Annotated in this window: 30 protein-coding genes; 27 read left to right on the forward strand and 3 right to left on the reverse strand. The window is 42.8% G+C overall.

Annotation, left to right across the window (positions count from 1 at the left end):
- The first annotated feature begins 18 nt into the window (after positions 1-18).
- From CMAQ_RS11015 to CMAQ_RS10940, 24 genes are all read left to right on the forward strand, one after another.
- Positions 19-597 carry a class I SAM-dependent methyltransferase gene (locus tag CMAQ_RS11015; protein ID WP_420805661.1) on the forward strand — a complete coding sequence of 193 codons (579 nt, stop codon included), beginning with the start codon at positions 19-21 and terminating at the stop codon, positions 595-597.
- Between the two features lie 47 nt (positions 598-644).
- Complete coding sequence (locus CMAQ_RS07445; RefSeq protein ID WP_012186491.1) at positions 645-1661, forward strand: glycosyltransferase family 4 protein; 1017 nt, start codon at positions 645-647, stop codon at positions 1659-1661.
- On the forward strand, positions 1645-3264 hold the full coding sequence (locus CMAQ_RS07450) for a hypothetical protein (RefSeq protein ID WP_012186492.1): 1620 nt from the start codon (positions 1645-1647) through the stop codon (positions 3262-3264). Before CMAQ_RS07445 ends, CMAQ_RS07450 begins: the two co-directional genes overlap by 17 nt.
- Positions 3243-4184: a glycosyltransferase family 4 protein gene (locus CMAQ_RS07455; protein WP_012186493.1), complete on the forward strand. Its 942-nt coding sequence runs from the start codon at positions 3243-3245 to the stop codon at positions 4182-4184. Before CMAQ_RS07450 ends, CMAQ_RS07455 begins: the two co-directional genes overlap by 22 nt.
- The gene (locus tag CMAQ_RS07460; protein ID WP_012186494.1) at positions 4163-5167 is read left to right on the forward strand and encodes a glycosyltransferase; all 1005 of its coding nucleotides are present in this window, start codon (positions 4163-4165) and stop codon (positions 5165-5167) included. The genes CMAQ_RS07455 and CMAQ_RS07460 overlap by 22 nt, the downstream gene beginning before the upstream one ends.
- Before the next feature lie 139 nt (positions 5168-5306).
- Entirely contained in the window at positions 5307-5771 is a 465-nt protein-coding gene (locus CMAQ_RS07465; RefSeq protein WP_048062741.1) for a hypothetical protein, read from the forward strand.
- Between the two features lie 5 nt (positions 5772-5776).
- The gene (locus CMAQ_RS07470) at positions 5777-6181 is read left to right on the forward strand and encodes a glycosyltransferase (RefSeq protein ID WP_012186496.1); all 405 of its coding nucleotides are present in this window, start codon (positions 5777-5779) and stop codon (positions 6179-6181) included.
- Positions 6182-6197: 16 nt separating this feature from the next.
- A complete protein-coding gene (locus CMAQ_RS10435; RefSeq protein WP_012186497.1) occupies positions 6198-7079 on the forward strand; it encodes an FkbM family methyltransferase in 882 nt (293 codons plus the stop codon).
- A 3-nt stretch (positions 7080-7082) separates the two neighbouring features.
- Positions 7083-7688, forward strand: a complete 606-nt coding sequence (locus CMAQ_RS07480) for a polysaccharide deacetylase family protein (RefSeq protein ID WP_012186498.1) — start codon at positions 7083-7085, stop codon at positions 7686-7688.
- A 21-nt stretch (positions 7689-7709) separates the two neighbouring features.
- Positions 7710-8711: a glycosyltransferase gene (locus tag CMAQ_RS07485; RefSeq protein WP_012186499.1), complete on the forward strand. Its 1002-nt coding sequence runs from the start codon at positions 7710-7712 to the stop codon at positions 8709-8711.
- A 278-nt stretch (positions 8712-8989) separates the two neighbouring features.
- Positions 8990-9895 (forward strand): glycosyltransferase family 4 protein, encoded by a 906-nt coding sequence (locus CMAQ_RS07490; protein ID WP_198002066.1) that lies wholly within the window; start codon positions 8990-8992, stop codon positions 9893-9895.
- 177 nt (positions 9896-10072) lie between these two features.
- A complete protein-coding gene (locus CMAQ_RS07495; RefSeq protein WP_012186501.1) occupies positions 10073-10978 on the forward strand; it encodes an NAD-dependent epimerase/dehydratase family protein in 906 nt (301 codons plus the stop codon).
- Positions 10971-11573 (forward strand): glycosyltransferase, encoded by a 603-nt coding sequence (locus CMAQ_RS07500; RefSeq protein ID WP_048062742.1) that lies wholly within the window; start codon positions 10971-10973, stop codon positions 11571-11573. The genes CMAQ_RS07495 and CMAQ_RS07500 overlap by 8 nt, the downstream gene beginning before the upstream one ends.
- A 249-nt stretch (positions 11574-11822) precedes the next feature.
- Positions 11823-12152 (forward strand): glycosyltransferase, encoded by a 330-nt coding sequence (locus CMAQ_RS07505; RefSeq protein ID WP_269479092.1) that lies wholly within the window; start codon positions 11823-11825, stop codon positions 12150-12152.
- Positions 12153-12380: 228 nt separating this feature from the next.
- Positions 12381-13421, forward strand: a complete 1041-nt coding sequence (locus tag CMAQ_RS07510; protein WP_012186502.1) for a glycosyltransferase family 4 protein — start codon at positions 12381-12383, stop codon at positions 13419-13421.
- A 35-nt stretch (positions 13422-13456) separates the two neighbouring features.
- The gene (locus CMAQ_RS07515) at positions 13457-13774 is read left to right on the forward strand and encodes a type II toxin-antitoxin system VapC family toxin (protein ID WP_012186503.1); all 318 of its coding nucleotides are present in this window, start codon (positions 13457-13459) and stop codon (positions 13772-13774) included.
- Positions 13775-13857: 83 nt separating this feature from the next.
- Positions 13858-14007, forward strand: coding sequence for a hypothetical protein (locus tag CMAQ_RS10730; protein WP_156769874.1), 150 nt, complete (start codon positions 13858-13860; stop codon positions 14005-14007).
- Between the two features lie 252 nt (positions 14008-14259).
- Complete coding sequence (locus tag CMAQ_RS07520; protein ID WP_012186504.1) at positions 14260-14895, forward strand: ATP-binding protein; 636 nt, start codon at positions 14260-14262, stop codon at positions 14893-14895.
- Positions 14896-14905: 10 nt separating this feature from the next.
- Complete coding sequence (locus CMAQ_RS07525) at positions 14906-15832, forward strand: nucleotidyltransferase family protein (RefSeq protein ID WP_012186505.1); 927 nt, start codon at positions 14906-14908, stop codon at positions 15830-15832.
- Positions 15833-15867: 35 nt separating this feature from the next.
- Positions 15868-17076: an oligosaccharide flippase family protein gene (locus tag CMAQ_RS07530; protein ID WP_012186506.1), complete on the forward strand. Its 1209-nt coding sequence runs from the start codon at positions 15868-15870 to the stop codon at positions 17074-17076.
- Between the two features lie 44 nt (positions 17077-17120).
- Positions 17121-17318: a hypothetical protein gene (locus CMAQ_RS07535; RefSeq protein ID WP_012186507.1), complete on the forward strand. Its 198-nt coding sequence runs from the start codon at positions 17121-17123 to the stop codon at positions 17316-17318.
- Positions 17319-17451: 133 nt separating this feature from the next.
- Positions 17452-18357, forward strand: a complete 906-nt coding sequence (locus tag CMAQ_RS07540; protein ID WP_012186508.1) for a DUF1616 domain-containing protein — start codon at positions 17452-17454, stop codon at positions 18355-18357.
- A complete protein-coding gene (locus CMAQ_RS07545) occupies positions 18350-18937 on the forward strand; it encodes a DUF1616 domain-containing protein (RefSeq protein WP_232203742.1) in 588 nt (195 codons plus the stop codon). Before CMAQ_RS07540 ends, CMAQ_RS07545 begins: the two co-directional genes overlap by 8 nt.
- A 569-nt stretch (positions 18938-19506) precedes the next feature.
- Entirely contained in the window at positions 19507-19638 is a 132-nt protein-coding gene (locus tag CMAQ_RS10940; protein ID WP_269479078.1) for a hypothetical protein, read from the forward strand.
- An 18-nt stretch (positions 19639-19656) separates the two neighbouring features.
- Here CMAQ_RS10940 and CMAQ_RS10440 read toward each other — a convergent pair whose 3' ends face one another.
- Positions 19657-20694 carry a glycosyltransferase gene (locus tag CMAQ_RS10440; RefSeq protein WP_012186510.1) on the reverse strand — a complete coding sequence of 346 codons (1038 nt, stop codon included), beginning with the start codon at positions 20692-20694 and terminating at the stop codon, positions 19657-19659.
- Between the two features lie 17 nt (positions 20695-20711).
- Between CMAQ_RS10440 and CMAQ_RS07555 the strand changes: the two genes are divergently transcribed.
- Together CMAQ_RS07555 and CMAQ_RS10870 are read left to right on the forward strand one after the other, a co-directional pair.
- A complete protein-coding gene (locus tag CMAQ_RS07555) occupies positions 20712-21647 on the forward strand; it encodes a glycosyltransferase (RefSeq protein ID WP_338028840.1) in 936 nt (311 codons plus the stop codon).
- Positions 21610-22602, forward strand: a complete 993-nt coding sequence (locus CMAQ_RS10870; RefSeq protein ID WP_012186512.1) for an FkbM family methyltransferase — start codon at positions 21610-21612, stop codon at positions 22600-22602. Before CMAQ_RS07555 ends, CMAQ_RS10870 begins: the two co-directional genes overlap by 38 nt.
- A 6-nt stretch (positions 22603-22608) precedes the next feature.
- Here the strand turns inward: CMAQ_RS10870 and CMAQ_RS07565 are convergent, their stop codons facing one another.
- Both CMAQ_RS07565 and CMAQ_RS10595 read right to left on the reverse strand, forming a co-directional pair.
- The gene (locus tag CMAQ_RS07565; protein ID WP_012186513.1) at positions 22609-23454 is read right to left on the reverse strand and encodes an FkbM family methyltransferase; all 846 of its coding nucleotides are present in this window, start codon (positions 23452-23454) and stop codon (positions 22609-22611) included.
- Positions 23451-24602: a glycosyltransferase family 4 protein gene (locus CMAQ_RS10595; protein WP_012186514.1), complete on the reverse strand. Its 1152-nt coding sequence runs from the start codon at positions 24600-24602 to the stop codon at positions 23451-23453. Before CMAQ_RS10595 ends, CMAQ_RS07565 begins: the two co-directional genes overlap by 4 nt.
- 50 nt (positions 24603-24652) lie before the next feature.
- On the opposite strand from CMAQ_RS10595, the gene CMAQ_RS07575 reads away from it, so the two are divergent.
- Positions 24653-25666 carry a glycosyltransferase family protein gene (locus CMAQ_RS07575; protein ID WP_012186515.1) on the forward strand — a complete coding sequence of 338 codons (1014 nt, stop codon included), beginning with the start codon at positions 24653-24655 and terminating at the stop codon, positions 25664-25666.
- Positions 25667-25745 lie beyond the last annotated feature (79 nt).

The following is a 25745-nucleotide window of genomic DNA, read 5'->3' on the forward strand; positions in this document are numbered from 1 at the left end:
CCATAAGTTAGGAGGATGATGAAGATTTTCTATAAGTTAGGAGTACAAACTGCTGGTAGGCTTGGACTCTACGTTGAGAGAACAAGAACTTACTTAAAAATTATTTTGAGGTTGATACGCGTTTTAAGGACATTAAGAAGTAAGTGTATAGCCTTAGACTTAGGCTGCGGTGATGGCTACTTTGCTTATAAAGTATCACGTCTTTGCATGTATGTTTTAGGTATCGATATAAAATTTCACAATTCCTGGAAATCTAAACATAATGTAAATACGGAATATATTGTGGCTGATGCACGCTATTTACCGCTACGGTCTAATAGTATTGACCTTATTTACGCACTTTCACTCTTGGAGCTAGTGGAACCCCATACTAAGTTACCATTACTAGGTCTAGTACCGAAGACCCTGAGGAGAGTAATTTTGCATCATTCTAACTATTCTGATTTACAATTTAATATACACTTAAAGAACTTAATCAGAGAGTTAAGAAAACAGTACTTTAATGTAATCGGTATAGTTCCTCATTACCATTCTAAACATTTAAGAGTTATTCCCATAGCACCATCATATTTTATAATAGCATTAAAGGAATTATGATAATTTCAGTTTTTAAAGAACCCATGAGAGTTACCTAACAAAGGGCCATGCTTAAGATAGCCCTAGCCCTAGGCTACTATGAAATCGGCGGCTTCAAAACAGTAATAGACAACCTAGCAGCAAAACTCAGCGAAAAAGGACACGAAGTCACAGTATACGCAAGGGTAATAAGAACAAAACCGCCAAAGGATGTTAACGTTATCAAAGCATCACCACAGGAATTCTATAGAGAAACTAGAAAACACGACATAATACACGTACATACATCATACCCATACCTAAAAGTACTCGCTGACAACAACGCACTAGACAACGTAGTATTCACATACCATGGATACGCACCTTGGTATGAAGTACCAGGCACAACAAGCAAACTAATAAACCTATACCTACTGATTATGTACAAAAGACTACTCAAGAAGGTCAAAGTAGTAACCGCAGTCAGTAATTACGTAAAAGAACAAGTAAGAAAATTATTCAATAGGGAGGCCATAGTGATTTACAATGGCGTAAATCTCACAGTATTTAAACCAAATATGAATATAAATAAGCAGACTAACGAAATAATAATATTCAATGCAACTGCGTGGAACAGATTCAAGGGGCAGGAACGCCTAATTAAATATTACAGGGTAATAAAAAGACAATACCCAAATGCAAAACTAATGATGAGGGGCAACTACCAAGGTAACTCTGAGGATATACAAGTGCTCCCGCCCATGGACCCAACGGAACTAGCCAAGTACTACTCAATGGCAACATTCTATTTACTAGTATCATCGTGGGAGAGCTTCGGCTTACCAATAATTGAAAGCATGGCATGCGGAACCCCAGTAATAGCCTGGGACAGACCAGACGCCAGGCGCGAACACATACTCAACTCAGGTGCGGGCTACTTATTCAGGAACGAGGAAGAATTGCTACAGGCGGTTAAGAATGTAATAGAAAACAGAGAGGAACTGTCACAAAAAGCCATAAACTACGCAAGGCAATTTGACTGGGAAAATATTGTCAATAAATACCTAGATGCCTACGGTGTGATCATCAATGAGGAAATACAATAAAGTCGCCATATTACTAACCTCCGCCTCGATAATACTATTTACCTACTCAACAATCTCCATGACTAAATTCACAGTTAATGTAATAACCCAATCACCATTTTACCTATACAATAACACACCATATATAGTAACAATAATCCTCACACTAATCACAACAATAATATTAACACTCATAAATACCGGCGCAAAGAAAACATTGAACGCAATATTAATAATCATACTATGGTTCATGGTACTGGCCGAACCATACTTAACATACATAAATGCACTACCCCTATACAACGACCAGCTAGGCTTCGTAGAAGAAGTACTGGCAATGATAAACACAGGCAGAGCAGTAGCCATACAAGGTGGTGTAACAACACTTGGACACGCATATTTCACATCATCACTAGCACTTCTAACAGGAATAAACGGAATAAATGCGGCAATTCTCGTTCAGCTCATAATGCCAATAATATACGCAGTAACATACCTAGCCTTAACATCAGACATAGAAGACGTAAGAGCACGAATCCTAACCTCACTAATAATCCTAGCATCATTCCTAAACCCATTTTGGTACGGAAGAACGCCCTTCGCCTTGATCTTCCTCGCGCTACTAACATTAATAATTTATAAACTATTCACAAAAGGAGTCAGCTACGAACAAAACACCCTGAGAATCACAATGTACATATTATACGCAGCCTACGCAATATCGGACCCCACATCACTATTCATACCATTAATATTCATGGCAGCATCTATATTTAATAAAAGATATACATTAATATTCATAGCAACCTCACTAATATGGATCACAATTAATCTAATAGCTATGGTATCAGGAAGCCTATACTCAGCACTAATGGAACTAATAGATCTATTCACCGCACCATCAAATCCAGTGCTCTCGCTACTAACGCCCGGCGTTAACGAAGTAATAATGATATACTACCGATTACGTGAATTAAACGTATTACTGATGTACATAGTAGGCCTAATAATAATATACTATATAATAAATAGAATAAAAAAGAGAAATCAAGACTTCGTCAAGGATTTACTAATATTAATTTACATTATTTCAGTAATAACTGAAGCGGCAGCTCTCGCAATAAACAGGTGGGGAATGGTGCCATATACACTCTATACATTAAGCATAATACCAATAATGTTAATAATATACAGGGAATACTACAACACAAAGAAAATACCCCTAGCCGCAATAATGGCAATAACCCTTTCACTTATCATAATGGCACCCGCAGTCAAATGGGGCTATGCAGCAATAGCATTCCCAACACCACATGATATAGCAGAATCACAATTCCTAACCAACTATACACAAATAAACACCCAAATATGCACCGCAGGAGCACACCAAATCCTACAATTCTATTCATATATAAATAACAAAACACTGAACCAATATGCATTAAACCTACCAATGGGTAGCAACATACCCAGTACATGCCATATCATAGCCATATTCTACAGGGCAATGAATACGTACAGAATGGACATGACATTAAACCAACTAATGCAAACAATAAACCAACTCGACAACAATTACAACATAATCTACAAGGATGAAACATGGACAGTGTGGGCAAAGTAACATACATAACTTACTCTGGGATACCGCACCTGGGACATGTAACATGGGTTTCACTGCTTAAGCTCATAGCAAAAACAAGGGTTATAAGTTATAAGGAGGTACTAATAAAACTACCCACAAATGAGATAATAATAGCAGAGGGTTTAAGACCAACATTAATAAGCATGTCATTAAAACCATTGAATAAATGTATAGTAGCCATAGCCCTCTCACCATCAATCCTGAATAAAAAGGCACACATGCTGTACTCGAGGGCTGACGTAATAATAGCTGTATCGGAAATGGTGAGACAATTATTTAATCCAGAAAAAATCGTGGTTGTACACCCAAGACCACCTGACCTAGAGCATTTAATAAAACTGAACGTAGACGATAAAAAACCCTGGATATGCTACTCAGGCCCGTTAATACCAATAAAGGGGATCCACATCATACCCGAGGTGGTAAAACACATCACAAGGAGTGCAAATAATGTGAAAATGATAGTAATGGGCGCAGGGGACACGATGTCACTAAGAAGAAAAAGCAAGGAACTCGGAGTCGAGGATAAAATAGTCATAGCAGGACCACTCCCAAGACCAAAGGTAATAAATACATTACGCCACTGCAGCATCTACATGCAACCATCATTATTTGACGCATTCTCAATAGCTGTTGCTGAAGCAATGGCACTCGCAAACGTACCCATCATAACTAAGAATGTGGGATCAAAAGACCTAGTAGAAAAACTAGATAGATCGCTGATTGTAAGTTATGATAGCGAAGCCATAGCTCAAATAATACTAACAATCCTGAGCCCCAAAAACACGCAGGAGCTCGGTAAAAATGCCAGGGAAATAGTGGCCAGGGAGCTATCCCTGAAAAATACGGCAAGGAAACTAACAGAGGTACTTGAAAGATGCCTAAAGCATGCATATTAATTAGGCACCCCACGTATATAGAAGGACAAACAACATACGCAAGAAACTTCCTAAAGGTATTAAGCATGATATACGGCAAAGACCTCAAGATAATCGTTTCAACACGCAATGCTCACAATACACCTTACGAACTCTATATCAGGGAATCACTATTACTAATTAAGTATCAAAGCTGTGATGACATACATATATTAAATATAAATAAAGTGCTACCACTGGCAACCAGGGTAATTATGAAAATACATGCACGTACAATAACGTACCAATTCTCATACCTACCCACAATACATAGCGACTGGCGTATAAAAAGAGCAATAATCGAAAAGGGATCACAGATAATCATCGGCACATCGAGAAGAATAGCCGAACTATTCAGCAAAGCCTACTTCATACACCCACCAATAAACATAGAATTATTCAAACCAGGAAACAAGAAAAAAGCCAAAGAAACACTAGGCTTGCCAGGAAACACTAAACTAATAGGCTATATAGGTGACATAGATATGAAGAGAGGAATAGATATAGTAATCGACACGGCAATTAAATACTCGAGAGAGGGAGTTAAAACGCTAATGGTAACACCACGACTCGACTCAATAACAAAAGAAACCCTAGAAAAACTCAAACAAGCATACAAGGACAAAGCAATAATCTGGATTACAAAACCAACCCCCATATGGCTAATCTATAACGCAATAGATGTGCTACTGCTCCCAATAAGGGGCGAGTACCCCACAGAACCACCAGCAACACTACTAGAAGCGCTCTCATCAGGAACTCCAGTCATAGGCACAAAAAGCTCCAGCATGAGTGATTATGAAGAACTTTACATAGCAGTTAATGAGAACGAAATACCAGAGGTAATAGATGTAGCATTCGAAAACGAGGATTTAAGGGCAAAAGCTAGGGACTTTGCAGTGAAAAACTTAAGTTATGAGGCGGTAGCGAATAAACTCAGCAGGGTTTTACACATATGTCAATAATAGTCACACGAGATACCCAAGGAGTGGATTATTCGAGGTTGCCCGTACAATAAGCCACGTGACCAACATACCATTCACAACGCTTAATTTACTCATAAAATCATCAAGGAGTTTTAAATTAGCCATGACTTATACAAACATGTTATATCTAGGTCATTTTGTTAATGCCCATGCCTTCTTAATCCTTAGAAGAATTAGAATTTTAGGCAATACTATCATGTACTTAGTTACAGAGGGACCCTTAGATAATAAACTATTAAAGTTCCTATTAAAGCTAAAGCCTTTGAAAGGCAGAACCCTAATCTATGTACCATCACATTACGTAGCTGAGGAAGCCCTGAAAGCTGGTATTGAAATCGATAAAATACTGCCTCACGGTATTGACTTCTGCGAGGTACCTAGCATTGAACCACCACAGAATACATCAGACGTAGTAAAGATACTAATGATACTTAGTAGTACTGATATTTATAAACTATATGGCGTAGCATTATTCATGAGGGCATTAAGTAAGTTAAAGCCTAAGGCTAAATATCAAGTAACCCTTAAGGTCCCACGGGGCCAGGATTTGTATTTCATGAATTATCTAAAAAGTACGATATAAATGCCGTGGTTATAGACGAGTACCTAAGTAAAAGGGAGCTTTATACGTTAATATCCCAACATGACTTATACATTCATGGCTCATTGAGTGACGGTTTTGGCTTACCAGTCATTGAGAGTATGGCTGTGGGGGTACCGCCTGTAGTATTAGATGCACCACCATGGAATGAGGTAGTAAACGATTCCGTAGGTTTCCTGGTTAAAGTAGGCAGAGAGAATATTATAATGCGAAAACCATATAAGTTTAAGATAAGGATATTTAGAGAAGACAATGCTTTAGATACGCTGGAATACGCATTAAATGAAGTTATGAACAACAGGATGGGGTGGTTCACGAAGGTTAGGAAGTACATAAGGCAAAGATACGATGCACACAGTCTTTATAAAGAATTTGCAAAACTCTTAGAATAGGGTGAGTGAAATACCAATGAAGATAGCCAAGGTTTTGAGGAGTTGTTCGTTCTTTAGGAACTGCTTTAATGCGGCTCTTGCATACCTAAGGGGCGCTAAATTCATTCCTGTAATATGTAATAACGGTAACATGGTTAACTTATACAGAGCATATTACGTCGCTATACTTAATGGGCTTTATCGTGGATTCATAAAGAACTTAAAGTGCGATAGTAGTGGTAATGTAATAGTCATTAATGGTATCAAACTATATGCGCAGCCAGTAATTAGTGAAAATGGGTTTGTGGACTTAGGATGCTGCAAATTCACAAGACTTCACTACACCATTCTACAGGTTTTTGTTAAGCAGGAGTACGCGTTTACTGAGGTACGTGGTGAAACGGTTATTGACATTGGGGCTTTCGTGGGCGACTCAGCCATTTACTTCGCACTGAGGGGTGCGAGGAGGGTTTATGCGGTTGAGCCTCATCCTGAGGCTTATGCGGAGATGCTTATGAATATATCATTAAATCATTTAAACGATAAAATCATACCAATAAATGCCGCTGTAGGTAAGGGCGGATTTACATGCGTAAACATTGATGTTAATTATGCAGATATCACCTACTTCAAAACCGCAGACAATAGGTGCGATGGTGTTAGGATACCAAGTATTGGACTTAGCGATTTAATGCAGAAGTACGGTATTGAGCCCGATGTGCTTAAAATGGATTGTGAGGGCTGTGAATTCGACGTATTAATGAATGAGTATGATGTGATCAAAAAGAAATTTAACGAAATAATTCTAGAATGCCATGACGCCGCTGGTTCATGTAGAGATTTATTACGCAAACTTTCAAAAGATTTTAAGTGTCATAAAGTAAGTATGGGCGGATCCAAAATCATTAATTGTAGTTAGGGTATGAATGTGGCTATTACGTTTGATGACGGTTACAAGGAGCAATTAAGTATTGCTAAGTGGCTAGCTAGTAGAGGGATTAAGGCTACATTCTTCGTAATAGTTGGCTTAAGGGAGTATATGGGGAGAGCGTTACTAACTCCTAGCGATCTAAGGTATATTCGTAGTCTTGGTCATGAAATCGGTAGTCATACGATGACCCATATAGACATGGTAAATACTGATGCTGAGTTAATACGTAGGGAGCTCGTTGAGAGCAAGCGTATGCTTGAGGACATGCTTAATGAATCTATCACCTCTTTTGCGTATCCATTTGGCCCTCACACGGCTGTTGCAGCGCAGATTGCCAGGGAGATTTACAAAGTGGTTAGGGGCACCTATATAGGTCCTGCCACGGGTTACAGGATTTTTGATGAACATTGCTGCGTGCTCGCTTATAATCTAAGGCTCAGTAATATTTATGAAATATTCAGGTTAAAAAAGCTTGATACATCAATCCTTTATTTTCATTTACCCAATTTAGCTAAGTTAGACATCATATTACAGGCATTAAGGGTTTTAAGACCCAGGTATCTAACACTCACCGAACTATACGATAAAATTAAATAAGGATACCGTGGGAAAAGAAGCATGTTAAGGGTAGGTATACTGCTTCTTACCCGTAATATTAGTCATCATAAACTTGGGATGGGACTGAAGACATTGCTGCCTGGTAGCAAATTAATACATAGCTATGAGGATTTTTATAGAAGCTTAGTAAATGGTCTCGACATAGTCATCGCCATGGACTCAACCCCCAAATACATACCTGCACTAACTCTAGCCAAAGCCAGAGACGTACTAACCATGGCTTTTATGCACGACATTAGATCTATCTCTCACACCCAGGTCACTGCTAAAGATGCAGGTACAAGTCCGTTTTTACAACGCTTAAGGAGGATCATCAGTGCCAAGTTAATACTTAATATACTTGATGTAATATTAACGCCCTCGAAATACAGTGCTCAAATGATTAAGTATTATCTAGGGCGCGAAGCGTGTGTTGTTTACCCATTTATCAGTAATGAAGTATACAGGCCCTTAAGGGTGAAGGAGAGAAGGTTAGGGGATCTACAATTTCGCAGCGATGATGTCGTAATACTTACCGTGGCGACCAAACCACATATTGTCAAGCACGCGGTGGTGGCGTATGCTCATTTAAGGAATATCGTGAAAAACGCCTACCTGGTCATAAGGGGGCCGTGCGATAAAATACCCAGGTTGCCCCGGGTTTACTGCCTACCTCCGTTAAGTGAGAGTGAGTTAGCTTTGCTTTACAATATTGCTGACGTCTTTCTTTACCCGTCATTGGTTGAAGGTTTCGGCTTGCCTGTTCTTGAGGCAATGTCGTGCGGCTTGCCCGTTGTTGCCTATAGATTAACGAGCATGGAGGAGGTAGTAGGGGATGTCGGTATTTTAGTAGAGCCAAGTATAAGGGGGCTTGTGGATGGTGTAGTTATGGCATTGAAGAGAGTTTATGAAAAGCGAAAAGTGGCGTTGGAAAGAGCTTCTTTCTTCAACCCTCTTGAAACTAAGAGGGCCTTATTAATGTGCATTAAACAATATATGGCGTATAAAATTGAAAAGCGATAAATTTTTAGGGACTTGGTGAGTAATGCGACATGAATAATAAGAATATCATTACTATCGTTCTCGGTGAAATTAATAGTTTATACGTTAAGAAAGACCCTGTTTGTATTCCTTACGAATTCAACAAATTAGGATTTAATTCAATTCTCATTTGTAGCAGGTGCAGCATCAAAATTCCAGGTGTTAGGGTTTTCGAGATTGGTGGTGTGAGTTTACGTAGTGGATTTGTGCCTCTTTATTTAATCAATGTAATTAATAGTATAGTCAATGCTGTAATATTGATGGCTAAGCTTGTCCCTATACTTAGGAGGGTTAGGCCATGGTTTGTATTAACATATTACTACCCAGCATTATTACCGTTACTTTACTTACTTGGTAGGGTTCTTAACTATTACGTTGTAGTTAAGATGGATTGGGATGGTAATTTAACGGGTAATTTTCTTAAGGTTCTTTTTAGAAAACTTATGTTGATTGCGCTTTCGAGGTTTGCGGACGCGGTGATTATAGAGAGTTACGATGCAATGCGTAAAGCCATTGAGGCTATACCGGCTTTACGGGGCAAATTAAGGGTAGTGTATAATGGATGGTGCGATGAGCTACTCAGAGAATTTAACCTCGGTAATCGTGAGAGGATTGTTTTAACGGTGGCTAGGGTCGTGCGTGTTAAGGGGATTCACGACTTAATAAGAGCCTTTGCTATGGTTGCAAATAAGCACAAGGATTGGGTTTTGAGGATTGTTGGTCCTATTGTTGACGCGAATTACTATAGGGAGCTTATGACCCTGGTTAGACAGCATAATTTAGAGGGGAGGGTTTACTTCCTAGGCGCAATTAGTGATAAGGAGTTGATTAGGGAGTATAGTAAGGCATCGATATTTGTGTTACCATCATACGCTGAAAGCTTTGGTATTGCAAGGCTTGAGGCGCTCGCTCATGGGTTGCCTGTGATCACCACTGATACTGGAGGTTCTGAGGTTGTGATGGGTGTTGGTGTTATAATAGAGCCTGGTGATGTAGCTTCATTGGCGTATTGGTTAGATAGGTTAATGGGCGATGATGCGTTGAGGTATAACATGGGTATGAGGGCCCGTATGAAGGCGGCCGCATTAACATGGAGGTTTGTATCTACAAGAATAATTAGTATTGTGAATGAGCTAGAGTCTTTACGCTTAAAAAATAAAATCTAGGTTCTCTAGGTCATATCATAATAGTGTTGATTTGGTGTTTTTAAAGCTAAGAATGCTGATGGCTTAGTTGTCATGAGCTTTACTGTGATGCCTTTATGGTGTTTGAGGTAATTTTACGTTCAATCACGAAGTATAACATGTATTAAGTATAAGGATAATTCAGTTCTCATTAAGAGTATGAGAGTGCCTATCACCGGTGGTGCTGGCTTCATCGGGCATAATACGGCTATCTACCTCAGGGAGAGAGGTGTTGAAGTGGTGGTTCTGGATAGTCTGGAGAGGTCCACGGAGTACGCCGTCAGGAGGTTGAGGGATGCTGGCGTGTCGATTATTAGGGGTGACGTTGGGGATTCTTCGACGGTGGGCCCCTTGGTTGGGGATTCCGATGTTGTGATTCACGCGGCGGCCTATATTGATGTTCATGAATCCATGCAGAGGCCCGCTGATTACGTAAGGAACAACGTGGTTGGGACGACAGTCGTGGCCCACGAATGCCTAAGGCATGGTAAGCCCATGGTCTTCATAAGCTCTGCAGCCGTTTACGGAAACCCCGTGAGGCTGCCAATACCCGAGGACCACCCGCTCAGGCCCATATCGCCCTACGGCTTGAGCAAGGTCCTTAGTGAGGAGGTGGTGAGGTTCTTCGGTGGCTTGGGCCTTAGGTTTGTCATACTTAGGCCCTTTAATGTCTATGGGCCCGGGCAAAACAGCGCTTACGCCGGCGTCATAATGAGGTTTATTGAAAGGGTTAAGCGTGGCCTCCCTCCTGTTATTTACGGTGATGGTAATCAGGCTAGGGATTTCATTCACGTGCTCGATGTGGCTAGGGTGATTGAGCGCGTAATCACCGGCGATTACTGGGGCGAGACGTTTAATGTGGGTACCGGTGTGCCCACGCGAATAATAGACCTAGCCAGGCTGGTGATGGGGCTTTTTGGCATGGATGGAGAGCCCCTGTTCGATAAGCCCAGGCCCGGCGATATCAGGGATAGCTACGCAGACATTAGCAAGGCTAGGTCGATACTCGGCTTTACCCCCTCCATAAGTCTTGAGGATGGGTTGAGGGGTCTCATGTATGAGTAAGCCCAGGTTGGTTGTCTTCACGGAGCTCTACTACCCAGAGGGTGGTGCCGCCGAGTTGGCTGCTCACTTAATCCTTGGCTTCCTGCATAGGCATTTTGACGTCACCATTGTTACGGGTACGCAGAGGCCATCGCCCGAGGTTTTTAGGTTTGGTAGGGTTATTCATGTGCCTTGGTTTAGGGGTTTAAAGCCCATGGTTTGGCTTAGGTCAATGATTAACGCTGGGTGGTTTAAAAAGTTCATTGAGGATTCCCACATCATCTACATATCATCCCATAAATTATTGCCCATAGCCATAATCGCGAAGCGCGTCAGTAAGGATGCCAGGGTTATTGTTCACCTCCATAATTACCAACCCATAAGCTACACATCACTGTACCTAAGGGACCGAGAACCATCACCAGCAACGCAAGCCATGATTGAGTACCTGGAAAACAATAGCCTAACCAAGGCATTAATAACCGGGTTAATAAGCGAATCAAACGTAATAAGCAAAGTAGCGGTTGATTACGCAGACACAATGATATGCGCATCAAATGCTCAATTAAAAATACTGAACAAGTACATAAAGGATATTACGAAAAGGCCGTGGTAATTTACAATCCGTTACCACGTATCCCTCCAATCCAAAAGAGACCGAGCGATACGCCGTCATTACTGTACGCAGGTGGTGATAGCTACATTAAGGGATTCCACATACTGCTAAATGTGCTACCGAGGATCTTAAGGGGAAACGTTAACCTCCAGGTCATAATTAATAGACAATCAACGTTGGATAAACTACGGAGAATAGCCGTGAAAACCCAGGAAAACTAATAATACTAAGCCGATTAAGGCACGAGGAATACCTACGACTGCACGAAAAACATGGGCATTGCTCTTCCCGTCAATCACGGAGGAGCCCCTACCATATGCCGTTGTGGAGTCCATGGCCTTGGGCACGATACCCATAGCCTCCAGAGTGGGTGGTGTGCCGGAGATACTGGAGGGGACCTATGCTGAAAGGATTATGTTTACGCCAGGAAACATAAATGAGTTTGTTGAGAAGATAAACGAGGTGTTATCACTATCTACGAAGCAACTCATAGATATTGGGGCAGATTTAAGAGAGAAAGCGTATAAGAAGTTTGATAAGGATCACCTTGAGAGGCAATTACTTGAAATCTTTAGATGAAAATAGTTGAGGTTAAAAATTACTGTAATTAAAATTTCATGCCATATTGATGAAGTAGTCTGAAGCGGTGAAGTAGCACCTGTGAAAAATGAAAGTATTTAAAGGCGAGATAGTGTAAGCAATGCGTATATGCTGATTAAGATTAGGAGACCGTTAAAGCAGAAGTAAGGAGGTTAAAATGCTTGTAAATGCAGCATACCTATGTTGTTTATGCATTAGGGGTTTATTATGAGGGTTGCTTTCATTGTTAGTAAGTCTTTTACTGAGAGGAGGCATGGTGGTTTTGGCTGGCTTGTGAGGTTGGTGGGTGAGGAGCTTGTTAGGCGTGGTTTTGAGGTTTATGTCCTTGCTTGGCGTGATACTGGCTATCCCAGGGAGTACTCCGTGGGTAGCGTTAGGGTTGTAACATATGATTATCACTTCGAGACCAGGTCTGTCTTTAGGCACTTGCGTGATTACTGGGGTGCTCTGGAGGTTATCAGGGATGTGGATGCTGATGTTTACATAAGCATTGAGGCTATGGTGGAGACTTTACTGGCTGAGCTTGTTAAACGCCATAGCGCCCATGTGGTTTGGGCGCAGGATCCCTTTGAGTGGAGTGATTATGAGCTCCTGGCCTCCGTGGATCCTTACTACAGGATTTCCAGGGCTAGGTTTTACATGAATAGGTTGGTCTTTGGCGCGGCTTATAGGTGGGCTGATTTAGTGCTTACGCAGGCCAGATTTTACATGAGGAAGCTCAGGGAGCTTTACGGCCTGGACCCAGGGAGGGTTCATTACCTGCCGAACCCTGTACACCCAATACATGAGTATGAGGTTAAGAAGTCCGAGGAACCGCTGATTTGCTACCTAGCTAGGATGGATCCTCAGAAGCGTTACTGGTTATTCTTTGAGCTCACTAAGCGCTTCCCTGACATCAGGTTTGTGACTATGGGTAAGCCTAACGTGCTCTATGAGGATAGGTATAAGGAGGTTATTAGTAAGTACGTGGATTTAAGCAACCTTGAGGTACTAGGCTTCGTACCTGAGAAGAGGAAGAGGGAGATTCTTGATAGGTGCTGGGTGCTTGTGCTGCCGAGCATTAGGGAGGGGTTGCCCATAGCGATGCTCGAGGCCTTGGCTCACAGGGTTGCATTGCTTAGTTCTGTGAATCCTGATGGGTTAACGGAGAGGTTTGGCTATTGGGCCAGGAACGATGATTTCGATGTGGGGTTAAAATGGTTATTGAGTAATGATAGGTGGAGGGTGCTTGGTGAGGAGGGCTATTGAGGAGGAGATGAGGGAGGTCTTCTCGTAAGGGGGAGGTGTATGTTCCATCTCTATTCTTTATAGAGGTGGCTAACGCTCTTAGGTATATTGATGGGCTTGTAGCAGAAGACGTTGCCAAAGCTATCGATGCATTTAAGAGCCTAGGCTTGAGGGTTGTGAGCGATCTAGAGCTACTGGGGGATGCTGTTAGAATAGCCTTCGAGAATGACATCACAGTCTATGACTCTATATACTTGGCATTGGCGAGAAGAGTTGGTGGGGTCTTAATAACGTATGATAGGAAACTGCTCAGTAAGGGTGGGGAGGTGGTTATGAAGGCAAGTACATTCCTAGCGCGTTTTGTAACTCGATAACTAGCTATCATAAGGGCTCCAAGGTGAACTTCGGGATCATCCATGCATGGCTACCTACTGAGGAGGCTTAAGGGGGCTGAGGAGTGTGGGGTAGGGGGGTTGAGTATGTAGATGATGGGTACGCATCAAGGACATGCCCAATATGTAGGATAATGGGGAATCACGGGAGGATAGAGAGAGGGTTATTTAAATACTACGTGCATGATGAGGTATTCTGGATTGTTGCTTCGTAGTTTTTGAAATAGCGGTGTGCTTGTGGTATCGACGTACTTGGGCGTGTCCTCCGGCTTTGTGAGGTTACTCGGCGGGGCTTGCCGCGAAACTTCCCGATACCTTTATCGCGGCCTCAAATAGGGGGTTGTAAATGTGTTATAATGCGTTAATGACCATAATAGGCGCATCAATGGGAGCTGAAACTATTAGGAAATAGTAAACGGCATAGTTACAGTTAAAAATTAGGCATTTATCAATTATTGACTGGGTTCATGGGTCTTATAATATGCCTAACAGGCCCCGATGGTTCAGGTAAGTCCACAGTGGCTAGGGAATTGGCTCTGGAGTTGAGTAGACGTGGCTTTAGGGTTAGGGTTTCTTGGATGAGGGGTAGCCACACCATAGCCTCCCTAATTGCCAGGTTTTTATCCAGGTTCCCCGTGCTCAGAGGCTGTGGTAATCCCTACTACGGTGTTTCCATACCGGGCTCGCTGAGGCCTCTGTGGTGGTTCCTGGAGTTCATATCCGCAATACCCATAATCCTGCTCAGGTACTTCCTACCCGCATTGCTGGGTTATGTGGTTATTGGTGATAGGTGTGTCCTGGATCTGGTGGTTTGGGTCTCAGTAACCACTGGGGATTCCACGTTCGTAAAGTCCATACTTGGTAAGGCTTTAATATCCATGGCCATGAAGAGCAGCATTATTGTTTACGTAACCGCTGATTATGAGGTGCTTAGGGCGCGTAGGGGTGCTGATTGGGGGTTAAGGGAGCAATTAGGCATGTACAATGCCCTAAGTAGGATCCTGGGCCTAATTGTGCTTAATACCACGGGCCTCACGGTTAATGAGGCCAGGGATAGATTGATGGGCCTTGTGTATGGGGCAATGAATAAAAATAGGGTTTAGGCGTTGATTCATGGTCCTCGAAGACACCATAAGGCTCATGAGGATTATTGGAATACCTGGATTAATAAAGGGGCGTGGCGATCACGGGCTAGACGCGGATTTATTGGCATTGGCTGAGTTGAATAAGGTTCAGCTTCTGGTTGATGATAAGTACCTGGGGAGATATGGGGAGTTCCTGGGCTTCCTTGAGTATGTGGTTAGGCGTATGGATGGGCTTGAGTACACGGTTGTTAAGACCCTAAAACCCTTCCGGAGGATACCATCAGATATAGACCTAGTGGTTAGGAGGGAGGACTTGGGCAGGGTAATAAGGATGTTTAGGAATAATGGGTTGAGGCTCCTTGACTGGGCCCCCTACGGAGCCACCCTACACAGTACCTCGTATAATTACTACCTTGACGTGACCACAGACCTCTCAGTATCCGGACTTGTGTACATAAGCGGTGAGTACTTAATCACGCACACCGTGGATAGGCGCATTAATGGGGTTAAAGTCAGGGCTCCGGTGGAGCCTTTGGATTTACTGGCTACGATAGCTCACAGCGTCATTAAGGAGTGGATGTTTACATTAAGCGATTACTACACAGCGGTCCTTTGGCTAAGCAACTTAACAAGAGTCCTTAGGTATGCCAGGGAACTCCACCTTACAAAATCCCTCATGCTATTCATATCCATGGTTAAGGAACTAAGTGACCTAGCATTTGGGCAAAACAACCCAGTAAGTAACGTGGTGAGGGTATTAGCCCCATTAAACGTGAGGGATAACCTTAAGAGCGAATTACCCATTAAGTATAGCCCTCGGTACCTAATACCCTGCTACACCGAGAGATTCATGAACACGGAAACCTTGACACGCATGCCCACTGCACTCAGGGCTGCGCTCAACACGGGCTTCCTGAGGTTACTCATAAACCATGCACTCAGGTCCTCATATTAGCATTGCTTTTAAAATACGCAATCTAGGTTGAGCAAATGAGCAGTGAATCCTCGGTGTCTGGGGTTATTACTGGATACTTAGCATCCGCCGTGATATACGTCATAATACTAACCAGGTTAATACCCCTGACACAGTACGGTTATTACAACTCACTCCTAGCAATGATGGGGATATTCTCACTCTTCTTCCCAACCCTGGGCATCGACGTGGCTATTGCCAGGGAGGCTGCCATGCTCCATGCCAGGGACATGCCCTTTGAGGGACACATGGCCGCCATACTCCTCATCTCAATAATACTGACCACCGCATACTCACTAACGTTATTCCTCGCAATACCCCTGTACATAATTAGTAAGATACCCAGTTACTACCTGGGTATTGTTTACATATACATTGCCTGGATAATAACCCAGGCATTTACCGGCGTTCTCTCAACATACCTATGGATAATGAGCAAGCTCAGGTCCCAGGGTGTTGGGAATATGCTCTACAGCCTTGTCTTTAGGCCCCTTGAGGTTGCCCTATTAGTGGTAATGCACAGTGTCTACGCGATTATAATATCCATACTAATTGGTCAATTAACAGCGCTCCTCTACTACATGTTAATTATAAGGCGATTACCAAACCCACTGAAGGGCTTGGCTCTGATAAAGAATGGGCTTAGAAGGTACCTCAACACGGGCTTTCAAAACTGGATAATCAGTTACATAGGCTCAATAGGGGGTTACGCATTAACATACCTAGTGTACCTATCCCTAGGCCCTGAGTACGTGGCTATATACAACCTAGTAACATACATGCTCGGCGCAGTAACAACATTAACTGGTTCAGTGAGTAACGTATTCAGTAGTAAACTTTCACACGTGATAGGCGCCGGCGGTGATACAAAGGCCTTAGTAAGGGATTATGCAATCTCCATTATAGTGACCAGCGGCGTACTATCGCAGTTAGCCATGTTAACCATCCCACTGCTTCCTATCCTGAGTATTGTGCATGGTGATTACGTGAGATCCATACCCTATGCGATGTTGTTACTAGCCTCAGCGGTGATTTCGGCACCCGTGAGTATATACACAGTGTATTACTGGGTCCTTGGTAAGGGTTGGCATTCAGTTAAGATCTCAGCATTGGGGGTTACCGTGGGTCTTTTAATATTCATAATCACTGTTAAGTACCTGGGCTTCTACTCAGTAATCCTTTCATCATACGCATCCTCAATCTCCCCATTAATCGCATTCATATAATCAGTAATGCCTATCTTAGGGATAGAGACACCTTATTCAACCTATTGATAATCAGCATGCTAGCATCAGCATCATCAGCGATTACAGTAATGCATGGTTGGCCAATACCTCAAACCATACTGTTTATAGACACCTTAGTGGTTGTTTACATAATGAAGCCCATACCCCGGTCCGTAATGAATCAACTACCCGGGTTCCTAAAGCTCATGGTTAAGCCCTTTACCACCGTGTTAAGTGAGTAAGCTTTATTTCCCCGTTTAATCAAGCTCTGAATTATGCACGCACACCATTGCATACATTATAATCAAGGATTAATTACCCCATTACCATTAATTAACGTTAATATGCATGAAGCGCTAAGCCTGGGTCATTGATATGAAATCTCACTTACTAATATTAATTCTAATTATACTGATTATTGGGGTTCTAGCTATACCTACGGTGGCCCAGGTAAATCAACTACTCATTGCCTACTCCATGGTGTCTAAATTGGGTGCTGAGGGCGTCAATGTGACTTCACTGGTAAATTCACTCAATGAAGCCATTGAGTTCGAGCAGGAGGGCTACACCAGCAATGCCACGTTAATAGCTGAGCACGTAATTACCACAGTCAACTCCATGGCACCCGTGGTTCACCTGCACCACGTACTTAACACAGCATTGACAATAATCGTATTGCTCATGGTCATTACATTGTCCGTACTATTGTACGTAAGGCGTAGGGAGATCCTTGGCAGATTATGGCTCAGGTTTAGGGGTAGGTATAGTGTTAATCGCATCAGTGGTAGCGAAAGAACTTTATTGTTTAATGAGGAGGTCCTCGCTGTGGTGGTGGCCGTAATTGTGGTTTTAGTTGTCTTCGGAGTCGCCATAACGATCATTGGTGGTTCGCATGAACCCTTCTCAGCAATAGCGCTTCTTAATTCTAACATGCATATTGGTAATTACCCAACCGTGATTGCGGTTGGACAGCCCGTACACCTATACCTATTTATTTACAATCACATGAATAAGCTCATTTGGTACGTGGTCAAGGTGTACATAATGAGCAATACCACCGTGGAGCCACCACTGGTCCTCACACCTATAGTGACGTATCAAGTGATCCTCCTGAACAATGCCACCTACACTGCTCCATTAACCTTCTCCCTAAACTCAACCGGCACTTATAGGGTTATAGCTGAGCTTTGGTACTACGACCCAAGCAACCTAACACTGACTTATACGGGTAATTACGTGCAGTTGTGGATAAACGCCACTGGGGTGATGCCCAGTGGCTAGTGGTATTAGGGATACAATAATGAGGGAGGTTGAGGAAAAGCCCTGCATCACCGTTGAAGAACTTGTCAATGAGGTTTCCAGGAAAGTTGGAGTTCCCAGGGAGTATGTGGCTTATGAATTAATGATGCTTTGGAAGAAGGGTGCCGTGGAGCTTGAGGGTTACCCAATGGATAATAGGATCATGTACCTCCTAAGTATCGAGGGCCTTTGGTACTGGGTGACCCTTGGCATATCCCTAGCCTCGGTATTGGCCGTACTTTTGATAGGCAATGGCCCATTAATGTACATTAGGTATGTGCTTGGCGCGTTAATGACCTTGTTCATGCCAGGTTACTCCCTGATTGAGACCCTATACCCGAGGGGTGATGAGCTCAAGCCCCTGGAGAGGCTTGCACTATCCATTGGGCTTAGCCTAGCCATTACACCACTAATAGGGCTTATCCTCAATTACACACCATGGGGTATTAGGCTCATACCCATAATGGTATCAACAACCCTAGCAACAACAGCCCTACTAACCACCGCAGCAATTAAGAAAAGCAATTATTATTTAAGTAGGAGGAGTAGGTGCTTTGAATAAGAGCTGACCTAAGCATCTTATTGCTAATTCTTGGTATCGGAATCACGTCCATTGGGTACTTAATCCTAGACTCCATACCAGTATTCATAACGACAGCATTGAGTGAGGACTCCCCTGAGTAGTGTAAATCAGGAATTAATGAGCAGAGCCTGGGGAGTGTGTCGGTATTAATAGAAAGCATGAGCATCGCTAATAAGGCTATTTACCCACCATCCTCATTGGCCCAGGACTCAAGGGTATGCGCATTAATAACACTGGTATAATCCGCAGTGGTTCTTGTTCATTAGATGATGACAGTACATCACTTAGGGACGCTATGCCCACGTTAATTAAGATCCTGAGAAAAACGCCCAACTACGTAGGTGCAATAAGGAGGTACTGCTCATGGAGGGTAAGATGGACCCGGTAAATTACTTGCTACAATTAATAAGCTGGGGTTTAGAGGGGTTATTCAAGGATATGGGGCAGAGCCATCAAGGCAGTGGGCCTCGGTGTAATGCACGGGTTACTAAAGGAGCTAGGCTACTTACCCAGAGAAATTTAAAAAAAATACACATTAAGCACTGGCTATGGGCTTGTTAAGAGAGGCAAGGGTTTTACTGCGTAGTAGACGTTTATTCAGTAATTGGCTAAGCCTCGGCGTTAGGTACTGGTTGATATTGATTATCTGTATCTACAAGAATGATTGGTATTGTGAATGAATTAGGGTCTTTATGTTTTTATGAGTCATGAGGTGGTGTTAAATCGTTAAATGTGATTGGTCCTTTAATAAATAGTCCCGCTAGTTCTATTATACTGGATTTCACATGAGGCGCCTTGTATAGGTCTAGCTTGCCTAGCATTGATTCTAGGAGTTTACCGAGTTTCTGCCCCTCCTTTATTGCTAAGTGGTATGTCTTGCTTGATTCATTCCTGGTTATACTTAAGTATAACCAGTATATTGTGCGTCTCAGGGTTATGGTGAATCTAAGGGGGCTGTACCTAGTCCTCAGTATCATTGATAATGCCATAGTTCCTCTATAACCATAGTAAAGGCTCGTAAGACCTCTGGTGGTCATGCCTACGTAATGTTTTCCTGTTTTTGCTGGCATGTACTTTGCTCTGTATCCTTTGTTCCATAGTGCTAATCCTAGTAGTGAGTCGTCTAGGTATAGGAATGTTTCATTTATGAAGGGCTTACCGTGGGGCATGGTGTTTTTTACCGCGTCAATCCTCACCACCATGTATGCTCCATCCGCGTAGGTCACGTGATGCTCTTTGTCAATACCTGGGCAATTCCCTGGCAATGCCCCATTGCAAATGGGACTTCCTATCCAAGTCTCGTTCAAATAACCACCTGCCGAGTATATCGTCTTACCATCGCCGTAGTAAATGAGCCCGTTCACTGCCCCTATTTTCTCATCGCCCTCCATTGACTCTATAAGCTCTCTCAGTGACTCCAGCTCTGCAATTAGGTCATTATTCACGAATGCCACGTACCTAGTCTCCGGATCCCTAGCATCCCACCCCAGGTTCATGCCACCAGCATAGCCTAAGTTAGACTCACTCCTGATGATCCTGACCTTCAAGTGACCTGGCCTCCTCTCCTCAATGTACTTCCTAATCAACTCATAGCTCCCATCACTCGATGCGTTATCGACAATGATTAGCTCATAACCATCGAAGTCAAGGTTCATGAATGAATCAAGGCTTTGGAGCATTACGTCCTTAAACTTCATACTATTGTAGTTCAACCAGATTACGGAAATTGAAACCATGCGAAGGCAGCTTCGTGGTGTTTATATGCATAATACATTTAAGCTCTGCGCCTCCTTTAGCCTATGTCTTTCTTAACTTCCATAATTGTGACCATAATCCGGATGCATCACTTCTCTCTAGGACTTTCTCGACGCTTACCGGCTTTGTTGACGTCATAATTATGGTTGATAATGCATCAAGCAATAGGGACTTCCTGATTAGGCTCTGTGGCTCTTATGGTAATTGTGACTTCCTAGAAGTTGGATTTAACTCAGGCGTTGCCCATGCATTAAGAATTGGCGTTAAGTACGCAGTTGAGAGGTACAACCCACAGTGGCTCTTGTTCTTAGATGACGACAGCACACCACTTAGGGACGCCATGCCCACGTTAATTAAGATCCTAAGAAAAATGCCCAATCAAGTAGGCGCTGTGAGGATATCCCCTGGGTCTGGTGATTGCCGCATATACGATGACCGTTACGGCATGTTCTCGGGCACGTTCATAAGGTCAAGCGTCGCCTTAAGGGCTTGCTGCAGGGACGACTTCTTCCTAGACCAAGCGGACCTCGACATGTACTTCAGGGTCAGGGAGCTGGGCTATAGAACGCTCTTCGTAAATTGTAAATTACTTGATCACAGGCTTGGTGTTAAGGCGTGGATCCCCGTGATATCCCATAGGTATGGTGGTCCCGTGGATTATGAGCCACCGTGGAGGCTCTATTACATTGCAAGAAACTCCACGGTGCTGCTTCTGGAGGGCAAGATAGACTCGATAACATACTTGCTGCAATTAATAAACTGGGGCCTTAAGGGAATATTACGCGATAGAGGCAAGGCCATTAAGGCAGTGAGCCTCGGTATAATGCACGGGTTACTAAAGGAGTTAGGTTACTTAACCCAGAGAAATTTAAAAAAATATACATTAAGCACCGGCTATGGGCTTGTTAAGGAGGGTCAAGGCTTTGCTGCGTAGTAGGCGTTTGTTTAGGAATTGGTTAAGTTTGGGTATTAGGTATCAGTTAGTGAGATATGGGTTGATTAAGGGTAACAATTTATTGACTGCTATATGTAGGGATGGCAATACGTCGTTAATTGAACCCCAGGTCTATGGTTTTATTGCCAACGTTTATTATGATGGTTTAATTGCAGGGTATGATTGCGGTAGTAAAAGTGTAGTATTGACTAATGGATCTAAGTTACCGCTTAATAGGCTTCATGAAATTGTTGGTATCAAATATGGTTGGTTTTTCAATGGTGATTGCTGGTTTAAGGGTGGAATTATGTTCAAGGCGATGCGTTGGCCTATTATTGAGACCTTTGAGCTTAACCAATATAATGTTATTGATGTTAGGGGCAGGGTTGTTGTTGATGTTGGGGCTTTTGTGGGTGATTCAGCCATATATTTCGCACTGAAGGGTGCGAGGAAAGTCTACGCCATTGAACCACATCCTGAGGCTTATGAGGAGATGCTCATGAATATCTCATTAAATGGTCTAGGCGATAAAATAATGCCAATTAACATAGCAGTGGGCAGAAATGGAGTTGTATGTATAAGCCCGGATAACGATATTACAAGCGCTAATGTAACCTACTCTATGACTGAGGTAGAATGTAGTGGAACTAGAGTACGAAGCATTAGGCTTGGTGATTTGATTCAGAAGTATAGTATTGAGCCCGACGTGTTAAAGATGGACTGTGAGGGTTGCGAATATGATGTGATTATGAATGATTATGATGCCGTGAAGTTATTCAAGGAGTTAGTGTTTGAGTATCACGCTTATGCCACAGGGAGACCAGTGAGTGAATTATTAAGGGCCTTAAGCAGGGACTTCAAGTGTGAGTTCGTTAATGAGGGCTTCCTTCAAAAGTATCAACCACGGTATAAGAGGGAGGAGCTTGGCATGATTCACTGCATCAATATTGATTAGGACGCATCACCTTATTAATTCTGCATATAACATGTGCTTTACATTGTTAACGTTCTTGATGCCTACGGCCCTATAGTCATACCCTTTTAACATACTTATGATGTCCATAGTCTTTACTTGATCTATGTGTACCTCTATCACAAACCTACTAATAAAACCCTTGTTTAAGGCCTCCTGGGCACCTCTCAACACCCTTGCCTCATAACCCTCAACATCAATCTTCACTAAATCGATGTGATCAATGGCTCTACCAATCATTGCCCTTGAGTGCCTAATGAATGCATCTAGCGTGATTATCGGGACTGTGAATGAGCGGGCAATACCCAAATCACCAGTTGGGTTTCTTGTTATGTGGTTTTGTATGAATGATGACGCCTCAATATTCCTCAACGCCACATACAGCCTTGACCTCCCGATATAATCGCCTAGTGCCAAAGGTATTGCGTGTATGTTGGAGACACCATTCACTTCAATATTCCTAACCAACCACTGATAAGCCAATGGGTTTGGCTCAAACGAGACCACGAAACCACCGTTACCGATGAGCTTAGCTGCCCATAGTGAGTAGATGCCGACGTAGGCGCCCACATCAAGCACAATCCAGTTAGGCTTCGGTATGAAGTCCCTGCTTAACGCATACTCCCTCCTAACGAATTGGTCGGGAACATTTATGAGGAGTGTATCAATATTATTCACAATGATCTTATTACCATCAGGTAGGTGCACAACCCTGGGATAAACACCGAGCCTCCGTAGGGCGCTTATTGATGCCGTTAAATTGGCCAAAGCTAAGTCTAGGGGATACTTGTTAACCATGGAAGTCCTTATGCTATTGAGTACTGCCTTTATCATTGTGACTCACCCTTAATTGCTTCTTCAAATTTATCCACAACTTTATCCCAGCTCCATTGCTTCGCGGTTTTGAGTCCATTCTCGATTAATCTCTCCCTGAGCTTTTCGTCCATGAGTATCTTGATTAGTGAGTTTGCTAGCCCCTCGACATCGCCCGGCTTAGCAACCAATGCATTCACGCCGTCAATCACGTAGTCCCTATTACCGAGGCAATCCGTAGTCACAACGGGAGTTCCTGAAGCCATGGCCTCAAGCGGTGGTAGTCCAAAGCCCTCGACATATGATGTAAATAGGAATGCATCGGCACTGCTGTACAGCCTGGCCAGTAGGTCGTCGGGCACGTTGCTGAATACTGTGTATGTGAAGCTATGCTTAACACTTTTTATTAACAAATCTACGAATTCCCTATCCCCAACTAGGATTGCGTGTATTGGCAATTTCCTAGAGACCTCACTCAAAACCCTAATGGCAACATCAGCGCCTTTCCACGGATTAGATCCTATGATAGTCATTACCTTATATTTACCCTTAACATCAACCAATTTATCCTTACTTGGCTTAAATACGTTAATATCAACACCAGCACCAGTCACTAAGATCTTTGCATTATATTGCCTCTCTAGTATCAAATTCTTTATGTATGTCGATACTGCTAAGAATGCGTTAAATGGTATTCTAAGTGTTAGATCCCAAAGCCTTAAGCCGTAATGACCATCTGCTGATGCTAATTCTGGGAAATCTTGTACGAAATATAGTCTTAAGCCTTCATGTCTTGAGAGCCATAATGATAATGCCGTTGGATAATAGGTGGCTACTGCTGCATCAAAATTATTTGGTATTGCCTCAGCCAAGGGCCTAATAAGGTCAACCCTAAAACCAAGCCTCTTGGCAAAGGTGTTAACATCGATGTACTTATACTCCTTAACCCTTAAGTACTTAATCAACGAATATGCCCTAAGTAAGGTGCGCATTCTCTTGGGTAATTCGAGGTACTTAACAGAAACCTTGACGTCAAACCATGAGTGGTCACCGCCAAGTGCAAGTACTTCAACGTAGTAACCCCTATCACTTAATCTGTTCGCAACCTCGAAAATAGCCCTATTACCACCAGCAATGCTAAGGCCGTATGTGATAAACAAAACCTTCATCTGACACGGATGCGCGGCAATGCTTATAAGAATTCTCTTGATCTGGCTTTATGTCTTCCATTTCCCTCCTGGTCTTTAATAGAGATGATATTGATGGCGTCGTTAGGTTGTTGAGGATTCTCGGCAATATTGTTGATGAGTCCGTGGTCATAGACTCATCGAGCCCCACGAAGTACGGTGAGTTAATCAATGCCATCGAGGGCTTGGGTCTTAGTAACGTTAGGGTTTATAGAGCAATACCCATGGGATACCCAGACCCACTAAGGGCCTACGGGCTCTCAAAGGTGAAGACAGAGTACGTACTATACCTGGACACGGATGAGGTACCAAATAGGGCGTTAATACGGGATTTGAGAGGGTTTAATGAGGCGGATGGTTACGAGATCCTTTTCTGCGAGTGCGATAGGAAGTCCCTTCTCTGGCATATGCATTTATTTAGGAGGGATTCCGTGACGTTTAGGGGTATTGTCCACGAGCTGCTTGAGATCCGTGGTAGGGTAGTTAGGTTACCGACTAGGTACTTCATACTCCACATCCACGGTAACGATGCGATATACTATACTTATCCTCATTACTTCGCAATGAAGTACTCAGTACCTGAACTACTTATTAAAAAGCCGTATGAAGTTAATTTAATTCGGGGGGAGAACCTACCATCGAGCTTACTTGGCACCTTATATTTGATTTTCAGGCGTATCTTCAACATTTACATGGACTCGCTTAGAGGTGGGGTAGAGAGTAAGGAAGCATCTTGGTGGAATCGTTATGAGCTGAGTCTTTATATGCGTTATTTAGTATTGCCACGGTGGTTTAGATATTTTGTTGATTTTCTCTCCCGTGATGTTAATGTGAGTGGTGGTGTTATTAAGTATCTTTGTCTTAATGATCCAGGGGTTGTTGAGGATCTGACTAATACATTTACCTGGGATGTACCTGGTTATATGGTATTTGCCATGCTACTGATACATAGGTTTATTACAGGTAGATGTGCTAGAAACTTCAACGAGGTAAGAGGGGTATTTAGAGAGTTGGCAAAATACCTCCAATTAGGGGCTCGTCGCTAAAGCCATAGTAGATCAACTACGTGGCACTCTAGAATAACTATATAATCAATTGAGTATGTGGAATGCAGTTTCGTTTATA

This window comes from Caldivirga maquilingensis IC-167 (assembly GCF_000018305.1).
Classification (GTDB): Archaea; Thermoproteota; Thermoprotei; order Thermoproteales; family Thermocladiaceae; genus Caldivirga; species Caldivirga maquilingensis.